This window comes from Streptomyces sp. NPDC006332 (assembly GCF_040612855.1).
Lineage (GTDB): Bacteria > Actinomycetota > Actinomycetes > Streptomycetales > Streptomycetaceae > Streptomyces.
Genome location: NZ_JBEXRA010000057.1, coordinates 44,682 through 53,163 on the forward strand (window position 1 = coordinate 44,682; position 8,482 = coordinate 53,163).

At 68.4% G+C, this 8,482-nt stretch carries 10 protein-coding genes and 1 pseudogene; 2 read left to right on the forward strand and 9 right to left on the reverse strand.

The annotated features are described in order from the left end of the window. Window positions 1–101 precede the first annotated feature (101 nt). From ABZ027_RS35660 to ABZ027_RS35675, 4 genes are all read right to left on the reverse strand, one after another. Entirely contained in the window at window positions 102–365 is a 264-nt protein-coding gene (locus ABZ027_RS35660) for a hypothetical protein (protein ID WP_356775771.1), read from the reverse strand. Between the two features lie 207 nt (window positions 366–572). Continuing rightward, window positions 573–1,454 carry a hypothetical protein gene (locus ABZ027_RS35665; protein WP_356775773.1) on the reverse strand — a complete coding sequence of 294 codons (882 nt, stop codon included), beginning with the start codon at window positions 1,452–1,454 and terminating at the stop codon, window positions 573–575. A gap of 15 nt (window positions 1,455–1,469) precedes the next feature. Continuing rightward, a complete protein-coding gene (locus tag ABZ027_RS35670) occupies window positions 1,470–2,330 on the reverse strand; it encodes a helix-turn-helix domain-containing protein (RefSeq protein ID WP_356775775.1) in 861 nt (286 codons plus the stop codon). Window positions 2,331–2,561: 231 nt separating this feature from the next. Next, window positions 2,562–2,999, reverse strand: coding sequence for an ATP-binding protein (locus ABZ027_RS35675; protein ID WP_356775793.1), 438 nt, complete (start codon window positions 2,997–2,999; stop codon window positions 2,562–2,564). Here ABZ027_RS35675 and ABZ027_RS35680 point away from each other — a divergent pair. Both ABZ027_RS35680 and ABZ027_RS35685 read left to right on the forward strand, forming a co-directional pair. Next, window positions 2,965–3,258: pseudogene (locus tag ABZ027_RS35680) on the forward strand (Scr1 family TA system antitoxin-like transcriptional regulator); the annotation flags it as partial. The gene ABZ027_RS35675 and the pseudogene ABZ027_RS35680 overlap by 35 nt on opposite strands. Next, a complete protein-coding gene (locus ABZ027_RS35685) occupies window positions 3,255–3,464 on the forward strand; it encodes a DUF397 domain-containing protein (protein ID WP_356775777.1) in 210 nt (69 codons plus the stop codon). The pseudogene ABZ027_RS35680 and the gene ABZ027_RS35685, both read left to right, overlap by 4 nt. A gap of 48 nt (window positions 3,465–3,512) precedes the next feature. Here the strand turns inward: ABZ027_RS35685 and ABZ027_RS35690 are convergent, their stop codons facing one another. The 5 genes from ABZ027_RS35690 to ABZ027_RS35710 form a co-directional block, all read right to left on the reverse strand. After that, complete coding sequence (locus tag ABZ027_RS35690) at window positions 3,513–4,529, reverse strand: zinc-binding dehydrogenase (RefSeq protein WP_356775779.1); 1,017 nt, start codon at window positions 4,527–4,529, stop codon at window positions 3,513–3,515. Window positions 4,530–4,575: 46 nt separating this feature from the next. After that, entirely contained in the window at window positions 4,576–4,944 is a 369-nt protein-coding gene (locus tag ABZ027_RS35695; RefSeq protein WP_356775781.1) for a MerR family transcriptional regulator, read from the reverse strand. A gap of 88 nt (window positions 4,945–5,032) precedes the next feature. Beyond that, window positions 5,033–5,509: a hypothetical protein gene (locus tag ABZ027_RS35700; protein ID WP_356775795.1), complete on the reverse strand. Its 477-nt coding sequence runs from the start codon at window positions 5,507–5,509 to the stop codon at window positions 5,033–5,035. Window positions 5,510–5,622: 113 nt separating this feature from the next. Beyond that, window positions 5,623–7,338 carry a methionine--tRNA ligase gene (gene metG, locus ABZ027_RS35705; RefSeq protein ID WP_356775783.1) on the reverse strand — a complete coding sequence of 572 codons (1,716 nt, stop codon included), beginning with the start codon at window positions 7,336–7,338 and terminating at the stop codon, window positions 5,623–5,625. A 161-nt stretch (window positions 7,339–7,499) separates the two neighbouring features. Beyond that, a partial coding sequence (locus ABZ027_RS35710; RefSeq protein WP_356775785.1) for a VWA domain-containing protein occupies window positions 7,500–8,482 on the reverse strand: 983 nt, incomplete at its 5' end.

Sequence of the window (8,482 nt, forward strand, 5' to 3'; positions counted from 1 at the left end):
CAACTGGACGACGACCTCCACGACTGCGCTGGGCGCCCTGTCCTGAGCACCGGAGGGCTGGGGAGACTTCGGTTTCCCGGGCCCTCCCTGCGTGCGCACGGTCAGGCTTGAACCGACTCGCCCGGCTCTTCTCCGGCGAACAGTTCCTCGGCGCGTGAGACGGTACCGGCGCGTACGAGCCAGTCGTCGAGGCGGTCGAGGTCCATGCAGGTGGTAATGCGCGCGCGCACGTCGTCGGAGATCGCGAGGCCTCGCACCTCCAGCACGCGCAGGACTCCCTTGGCCTCGCCCTTGGCTTCGCCCTCCAGATACTTTTCCTCGAACAGCGTCCTGTGGCCCGGGAAGTGGGTGACGACGTCCTGCATCAGCTTCCTCCATTTGTCCCTGGTCGCTCACCCCCGATGGTCATGACCCTCGGCGGCATGACAGCAGCACTCATGGTCGTAGCCGTCTGGGCTCACTACGCCCGACGCCTGACATGGCCGGAGAACACCTGACCAGCACGGCCCCTTTGAACCCCGGGGGAGCGGTCGTTCTGGTCGGGCAGTCTGACAACGCTGCCGCCCCGGCTGTCAGTCCTCGAAGATGTCCTCGGCTGTTGGGGCGGTGACAGCGCGCCGGAGCCAGTGGCGCAGGACCTCGGGGTCACCGCAGCCCGTGATGCGCTCGCGGGCGTCCTCGGAGACATCGATGCCGCGCTCCGCCAGGACGGCCAGGATGTCCTCGGCGGCGCGTCGCGTCTGGCCCTCGGCCCGCGCTTCGGCGCGGACTTCTTCAAAAAGGGGCGACTTGTAGAAAGAAAGGTCCACGGCCACCAGTTTCCTCCAAAGTGCTGCGGCAGGCAGCTTGCCCAGGCCCTGCGAGATGAATTCGATGACGGGGTTCTTGACGGCGTCCGGTGTGTCCCGCAGGACGGTCGTCATGGCTTTGAGTATGGCCCCGATCTCCGGGTTCCTGGCGTGGGTGATCGTGGACAGTGTGGCGAGCGCTAGGTCCTTGCGGACCTCGGTGGGGTCGGTGATCACCGGCATGTTGTGCGGTCCCGCGACCAGCGGGCGCAGGGTGAGCAAGGGCCACTGCCGGGGGCCGAAGTCGACCGGTTGTGCCGCCCACTCGGCAGTCGCGCGGTCCTGGCAGACGACCAGCAGCATCGGCTGTAACCGGTACTTCGTGAGCAGGTACGACGCGTAGTACGCCCAGCTCCCGAGCTTGTCCGGGTCCTTCTTGCCCTGGGCCTCGATGGCGAGGAGAAGCGGCTCGTCGTCTTCCGTCTCCAGCCGCAGCAATGTGTCGACGCGCCGTTCGATCGGGCGGGTGTCGGTGAGGTCGTTGGGCAGGACGGTGACCGAGGTTGGTGGGGGGAAGTCGACGCCGAGCACCTCGGAGACCCGCGAGAAGAGGTCCGGGTGCTCCTGGAAGATGCGGTGCATCGCCTCATGGGGCGCGCTGACCATGGAATTCCTTCGTAATCAAGGGAGTTGGCGATCGGCTCGGCAGTCGCCGCACACGCCTGGCTCCGGGCCCCGGAAACCGCGGTCGCAGCCTTCACAGTTCCGGAGCGGGTGCCGGACGGCAGGTGGAGGTGAGGGGGCCCGGAACGGGGGAGGGGGTGGGAGCTGGGCGGCCAGGCGGTGGGCCAGGAAGGCGGCCGGGCGGTGCAGGGGCTCCTGGGGGAGGTTCGTGGTGAGGGCGTCGCGTACGGCGGTGGGGGTGAGGTCGCGTTCCAGCCAGGCGGCGACCCCGGGCGCGAGGTGCTCGGCGTCGGTGGCGGAGAGGAGGAGGCGGGGGTCCGCCCGGCGGAGGCCGGCGAGGAGGTCGGTGGCCGTCTGGAGGAGGGTGGGGGCGGCGTACGCGGGTTTGGGGACCGGGGGGAGTTTCTTGCGGGGCGGGCGGTCCTCCGGGGCGGGCCGTCGGGCGGGTTTCCGTACGGCCTCGGACGCGGCCCCCTGGTGGCCGGGCTGGTTGCAGGAGACCGTGCGGGTGACGATGCGGCCCGTCTCGGTGCGTACGCGGGTGCGACGGAGGTAGCCGTGGGCTTCGAGTTCGCGCAGGGCGGCGGCGATACGGGTCGCGCCCTCGGGGAAGCGGGCGGCGAGGGTCTTGATGTCGGCGGGGGCGCCGGTGGGGAGGGACTGGATGTAGACCGCCAGGCCGATGGCGAGTCCGGACAGCTCCCGGTGCTGGGCGAGGTGGTTGCCGATCACCGTGAAGCGGGTGGTGTGCCGGGCGTTGTCGTGAATGACGCCGGAATGAGGGGGCCTGTGGGGGTGGTTTTTGCCCGGGATACGGGACTGGGCGCGCGGGGGCGCGCTAGGGTTTTCGGTGTCCATCGGGAAGCTCCTACTTCCTCGGTGGTCAGGCCCTCGCACTGGGATTGCAGTCCCGGCGGGGGCCGTCGCATTTTCTGCCGCATGTCTGCGGTCGTGCTCTGTCGCGCTGAGCGTAGGGCAGGCAACCCGTCGCAAACCTAGCCGAGTTGGGCATATTCACTCGGGCGAGTGAGTTTGCGCTGCGGGCGGGAGGGGCGGGGCTTGGTGGGGTTTCTTTTCTCCCCGGTGGTTTTAGAAAAGGCCGCCGGTTGCACCGGAGCACAACGCCTCATGCTCCGGTCTCCGAAGGCTCAGTTCGGCCCAGACGGTCTTGCGCGGGACGGGGTCGGGCTCGACGCCCCAGCGGTCGGCGAGTGCATCGACGAGGAGGAGTCCGCGCCCTGATTCGGCCTCGGTGGACGGGGGCCGTGGGCACGGCAGTTCGTCACCGCGCGTGTCCGTCACCTCGATGCGGAGTACGGCGGTGGTGGCGTCGAGGGCCAGACGGAAGTTCCGGCCGGGGAGCCGACCGTGGGTGGCGGCGTTCGAGGCGAGCTCGGCGACGAGGTGTGCGGCGGTGTCAGTGACGCCGGTCGGCAGGTCCCAGGTGCGCAGCCACTCCGTGGCGAGGAGACGGGCTAGGCGGGCGCCGCGTGTGATGCGCAGGCAGCTCGAACACCTGCTGGAGATCGCCCAGTTGCGGAACGTCGAAGTTCAGGTGATGCCGTCGGAGCGGTGGGACCACCCCGGAACAGGAGGACGAATCCAGATGCTCAAGTTCTTGGATGGCACGGCGATCGGGCGTATGGACGACGAGTTCGGCGGGCGACCGGTCACCGACCCGAGGCAGCTGAGGATCCTTGAACTGCGCTATGGCATCATCCGGGCCGAGGCTTTGACCGCAGGGGAGTCCCTGGCCTTCATCGAACGACTGCTGGGAGAGACATGATCCGCAAAGCCTCCGCCGGAGACACTTCCGAGCTGGCGTGGTTCAAGAGCAGCTACAGCGACAGCAGCAACCCGAACGACTGCGTCGAGGTGGCCAACACCCCCGGCACCATCCACGTCCGCGACTCCAAGAACACCCGGGGCCCCCGTTTGGGCTTCGCGCCGGACGCCTGGGCCGACTTCGTGTCGTACGCGTCGCTCAGCTGACCCTCGAATGCTCGCGCCCGGTCCTGGTTGATGAGTCACGGGCAGTTCCTAGCGCCAGGGATCGAGGGCGTGTTTGCCGCGGGTCTGACCGGCTTCGAGTTGCCGCAGCACTGCCGGCCCCTCGGCCAGGGGGTGAACCTGGGGGTTGCCTGGCGGGTACACGCCTTGGGCGATGAGTGCCTCGATCTCGACGAGCAACGACTGGTAGATCGACGGGGCTGCGGCCGCCAGCGCACCGATGTGCAGGCCCTTGACTTGGACCTGGTGGGTGAATACCAGGTCGTGCGTGGTCAGAGTGGCGTCGCCGGACGCGGCACCGAACACGACGATGCGTCCTGTGAAGGGTTTGGTCACCGACAGACTGGTCTTGAACGTGGCCTGTCCCACGGATTCCAGAACCAGGTCGACACCGCCGGTCAGGCGGGTGATCTCTCCGGCCAGATCGGGGCGCGTGTTGTCCAGAACCTCGTCAACGCCCAGCTCTTTGACGGTTTCGTGCTTGGTCGGTGACGCCGTGGCGATCACGCGCGCACCGTAGTGGCGGGCGAGGCGGGCGGCGGCCTGCCCCACGCCTCCGGCCGCGGCATGAACGAGCACCACGTCACCTGACACGACCTCACCCAGAGGCTTCAGTGCCGCCAAGGCGGTGGCCCAGTTCAACACCAGGCCGAGGGCTTCGGCGTCGTTCCAACCGGAGGGTACGGGGAGTACACCTGCGGTCGGCATCGTCATGTACTGCGCGAAGGCACCCGGGCCGGCTCCGACTACGTGGGTGCCGAGCTGAAGCGGGCTCTCGACGTCCGGGCCGACGCCCACTATCTCGCCGGCGGCTTCGAAGCCAGCCACGTATGGTGCCCGCGGGCCTCCTCCGTAAGTGCCGTGGGTCTGCATGACGTCAGCGAAGTTGACCCCGGCGGCGCCCACCCGGATCAGGTACTCGCCGGGCCCCGGGGTCGGGCGGCGCTGATCGGTCGTGAGGACCAGGTCCTTCGGGCCCCGGTGCGAGCGTTGGACCAATGCTCGCACCGTCTGCTCAACGCTGTGCTGCTCCTCGTTGATCTCCATGCACGAAACGTAGGAGTCTCACACTTGTGTCAAGGTCAAGCGGCGGTCAGAGGCCAGTGCGACGGGCCTCTCGTAGGTAGGCATCGAGTGCCGCCTGCTGATCACTGAGAACGGCGATACGGGCGGCGAGCCGATCGCGATAGCTCTGCACCTCGTGCAGGAACTCCGCGCACGCCATCTCCGTGCCGACGACGTCAGGTCCGTCTGTGAGGCTGGGCAGAACTTCCCTGATCAACCGCACGGGCAGCCCGGACTCCAGCAGCGAACGGATGACCAGCACCCGGTCGACAGTGGACTGGCAGTAGTCGCGGAACCCATTGCTGCCGCGGCCGGGGACGATCAAGCCCTCATCCTCGTAGTGCCGCAACGATCGCGCACTCACGCCGCTGACCCTGGAAGCCTGGCTGATCTTCATATCTGGAGGCAACGTCCGGGCGTACCGCGATCTTCCAGGAATCATGGCTACGACGAGGTGCACACCTTGTTGGTTCGCGCCGGCCCGCTCAGGTCTCGTACCGGCCGTCCCACGGTTCGGTGAATTCGAGGCGGTCGGGGTAGAGCTCGGCCCAGGATTCGCCTTCCGCCTCGCGGATCACCAGGCCGAAGCGGACGCCGTCGAGGGTGACCTGGAAGGGGCGGATGGCGATGTGGGTGTAGGAGCGGCGGGGGAGGCTGCGCAGGAGTTTGGCCAGGTGGATCCGGGCGCGGCCGAGGACCGAGTCGTCGCCGGAGGGGGCCCGCTGCTGCTCGGCCCAGGTGCCCGCACACCAGATCTCCGAGTCCCGGTAGTGGCCCTCGGCGTCGAAGGTGTGGAGCACCGTGTAGAGGCGTTTGCGCTCTTCCCAGCCCTCGTCGGGACGGAACCCCTCGGGGAAGGCGTACGTGATCGACGCCAGGAACTGACCGTTTGCGTATCGGCCGATGCTCTCGGTGTGGCTTCTGGGTGCGTAGGCGATCGGAATGACCTCGGGAACTGCCATTGCCATGGCGGAAACCATACGGTCTGGCGTGGATGTTTTGGCAGGGGGTACGGCAGGGGCCCGGGAAGTGGCGCGCGGTGGCGCGTTCCCGGGCCCTTCGTTCTTCCGGCCGCCTACGCCGGTTCGCCGCCGAAACGCTCCTTGTACGCGGCCAGGTCGTCGTCCGTCAGCTTGGCGAAGAGGACCGGGGGGACCGTGAACGGTGTTCCGGCAGGGACGGAGGTCAGGGTGCGGGCCTCGTCCGGTGTGACCCACGTGGCCGTGTCGTCCGGCAGCGTGAACGCCGAGCGCATCGCCTTCGCCGAGGACGGGATGAAGGGTTCGGAGATGACCGAGTACAGGTGAATGAGGTTCATCGCCGTGCGGAGGGTCAGGGCGGCGCCCTCCGGGTTGGTCTTGATCTCCAGCCAGGGAGCCTTCTCCTCCAGGTAGGAGTTGCCCGCCGACCACAGAGCGCGCAACGCTGCCGCCGCCTTGCGGAACTGGATGGCCTCCATCTGGGACTCGTACTCGGCGAGGAGTTCGGTGATCTGCTCGCCCAGCTTCGCCTCTGCCTCGCCGGGCTCGCCACCCGCCGGGACGTCGTCGCCGAAGCGCTTGCGGGAGAAGGACAGGACGCGGTTGACGAAGTTGCCGAGGGTGTCGGCCAGGTCCTTGTTCACGGTGGCCGTGAAGTGCTCCCAGGTGAACGACGAGTCGTCCGACTCGGGGGCGTTGGCCATCATGAAGTAACGCCAGTAGTCGGCGGGGAGGATCTCGAGGGCGTCGTGCGTGAAGACGCCTCGCTGCTGCGAGGTGGAGAACTTGCCGCCGTAGTAATTCAGCCAGTTGAAGGCCTTGATGACGTCGACCTTCTTCCACGGCGAGCGGGTGCCCAGCAGGGTCGCCGGGAACATCACGCTGTGGAAGGGAACATTGTCCTTGCCCATGAACTGCGTGTAGTGGACGTCCGCGTCCGACTCCCACCACCATGAGCGCCAGTCGCGGTTGGCGGGGTCCTGGTCCGCCCACTCCTTCGTCGAGCCGATGTACTCGATCGGGGCGTCGAACCAGACGTAGAAGACCTTGCCGTCGGCCGCCAGGTCCGGCCAGGTGTCGGCCGGGACCGGAACGCCCCAGTCCAGGTCACGGGTGATCGCGCGGTCGTGCAGGCCTTCGGTGAGCCACTTGCGGGCGATCGAGGACGCGAGTACCGGCCAGTTCTCGGCGCGCTCGTCGACCCACGACTCGACCTCGCCGGCCAGCGCGGACTGGAGGAGGAAGAGGTGCTTGGTCTCGCGGATCTCCAGGTCGCTGCTGCCGCTGATCGCCGAACGGGGTTCGATGAGGTCCGTGGGGTCGAGTACGCGTGTGCAGTTCTCGCACTGGTCGCCACGGGCCTTGTCGTAGCCGCAGTGCGGGCACGTGCCGATGATGTAGCGGTCCGGCAGGAAGCGGCCGTCCGCGTTCGAGTACACCTGGCGGATGGCCCGCTCCTCGATGAAGCCGTTGGACTTCAGCTCGCGGGCGATCTCCTGGGTGATCTCGTGGTTCTGCGGGGACGAGCTGCGGCCGAAGTAGTCGAAGGCCAGGTTGAAGCCGTCGTAGACCGCCTTCTGGGCGTCGTGCGCCTGCGCGCAGAACTCCGCCACCGGGATGCCCTGCTCCTTCGCCGCCAGCTCGGCGGGGGTGCCGTGCTCGTCGGTCGCGCAGATGTAGAGCACGTCGTGGCCGCGCTGGCGGAGGTACCGGGAGTACACGTCCGCCGGGAGCATGGACCCCACCATGTTGCCCAGGTGCTTGATTCCGTTGATGTACGGAAGGGCGCTGGTGATGAGGTGTCGAGCCATCGGGGGCTGCTCCCAGGTCGGGTCGTCTTACGAACCTTGAAATCGTAGCCGACATGGGCGGGCCGCCCGCTTCCCGTTTTACGGGGTGGGAAGGGGGCGGCCGGTTGTCGTACGACGCGGGTGGTGCGGGTGGTGCGGGTGGCGCGGGGTGGTCGTGCGGGTTACGGGCGCCAGGTCGCGAGTACGCCCTCGTAGAGCTCGTTGTCCGTGAGCTCGCGGGGGGTCGGGCCGGCGTGGAAGAAGGACGTGTTGTCGGCCTTCAGTTTCCGGAGGTAGTCGAAGGCCTTGTTGTCGTGCTCACCGAAGGCGACGAAGGAGAAGAAGACGGAGGGGTGGCTGGCCGCGGCGTCCGTGAGGGACTGGGTGGCCGGGGTCTTCGCGTCCGGGGCGCCGTCCGTCTGGAAGACGACCAGGGCGGGGGTGCCGGGGGTTTCCTTGTCGTGGTGGGCGAGGACCTCGGCGACGGCCACGTGGTAGCTGGTACGGCCCATGCGGCCGAGGCTCGCGTGCAGCTCGTCGATCTTGTTGTCGTGGTCGGTGAGGGTCAGCTCGCCGGTGCCGTCCACTTCCGTGGAGAAGAACGTGACGTGGACCTTGGCGTCCGGGGCCGCAGGGTCGAGGTGGGCGGCGAGGGCGAGGGTCTGCTCGGCGAGGGCCTGGGCGGAGCCGTCCTTGTAGTACGCGCGCATGGACGCGGAGCGGTCGAGGACGAGGTAGACCTTCGCGGTGGTGCCGGTGAGGTTCTTGGCGGCGAGGGTGGTGGCGGCGGCGGTGTAGGCGGTGCGGAGGGTGGGGGGCACGGTTGTGGCGGCCTCGGCTTCGCCTTCGGCCGGTTTGTTCCCACCCGCACCACCCGTGACGGTTTCGCTCTCGGCTGCGGGTGGCCCCTGTGGGGCGTCTTCGCCGTCGGCGGCTGCGGGTGCGGCTGCGGGCTTGGGCTCGGCCTCGGCTTCGCCTTCGGCGGGGGTGTTCCCACCCGCACCAACCGTGGCGGTTTCGCTCTCGGCTGCGGGTGGCCCCTGTGGGGCGTCTTCGCCGTCGCCGTCGGCGGCCGCGGCGGTCCAGTGGCCGCGGGTGCGGGTGCGCAGGCGCTCGTTCAGCTCCATCGCGCGCGCCTCTTCGAGCAGGTCGATGACGGCGTGGC

Excerpts from the sequence above, each read along its gene's own strand:
- ABZ027_RS35670 (WP_356775775.1), bottom strand. The coding sequence starts at position 2,330 with ATGGACACCGAAAACCCTAGCGCGCCCCCGCGCGCCCAGTCCCGTATC.
- ABZ027_RS35690 (WP_356775779.1), bottom strand. The coding sequence starts at position 4,529 with ATGGAGATCAACGAGGAGCAGCACAGCGTTGAGCAGACGGTGCGAGCA.
- ABZ027_RS35695 (WP_356775781.1), bottom strand. The coding sequence starts at position 4,944 with ATGAAGATCAGCCAGGCTTCCAGGGTCAGCGGCGTGAGTGCGCGATCG.
- ABZ027_RS35665 (WP_356775773.1), bottom strand. The coding sequence starts at position 1,454 with ATGGTCAGCGCGCCCCATGAGGCGATGCACCGCATCTTCCAGGAGCAC.
- ABZ027_RS35660 (WP_356775771.1), bottom strand. The coding sequence starts at position 365 with ATGCAGGACGTCGTCACCCACTTCCCGGGCCACAGGACGCTGTTCGAG.
- metG (WP_356775783.1), bottom strand. The coding sequence starts at position 7,338 with ATGGCTCGACACCTCATCACCAGCGCCCTTCCGTACATCAACGGAATC.
- ABZ027_RS35685 (WP_356775777.1), top strand. The coding sequence starts at position 3,255 with ATGATCCGCAAAGCCTCCGCCGGAGACACTTCCGAGCTGGCGTGGTTC.
- ABZ027_RS35700 (WP_356775795.1), bottom strand. The coding sequence starts at position 5,509 with ATGGCAGTTCCCGAGGTCATTCCGATCGCCTACGCACCCAGAAGCCAC.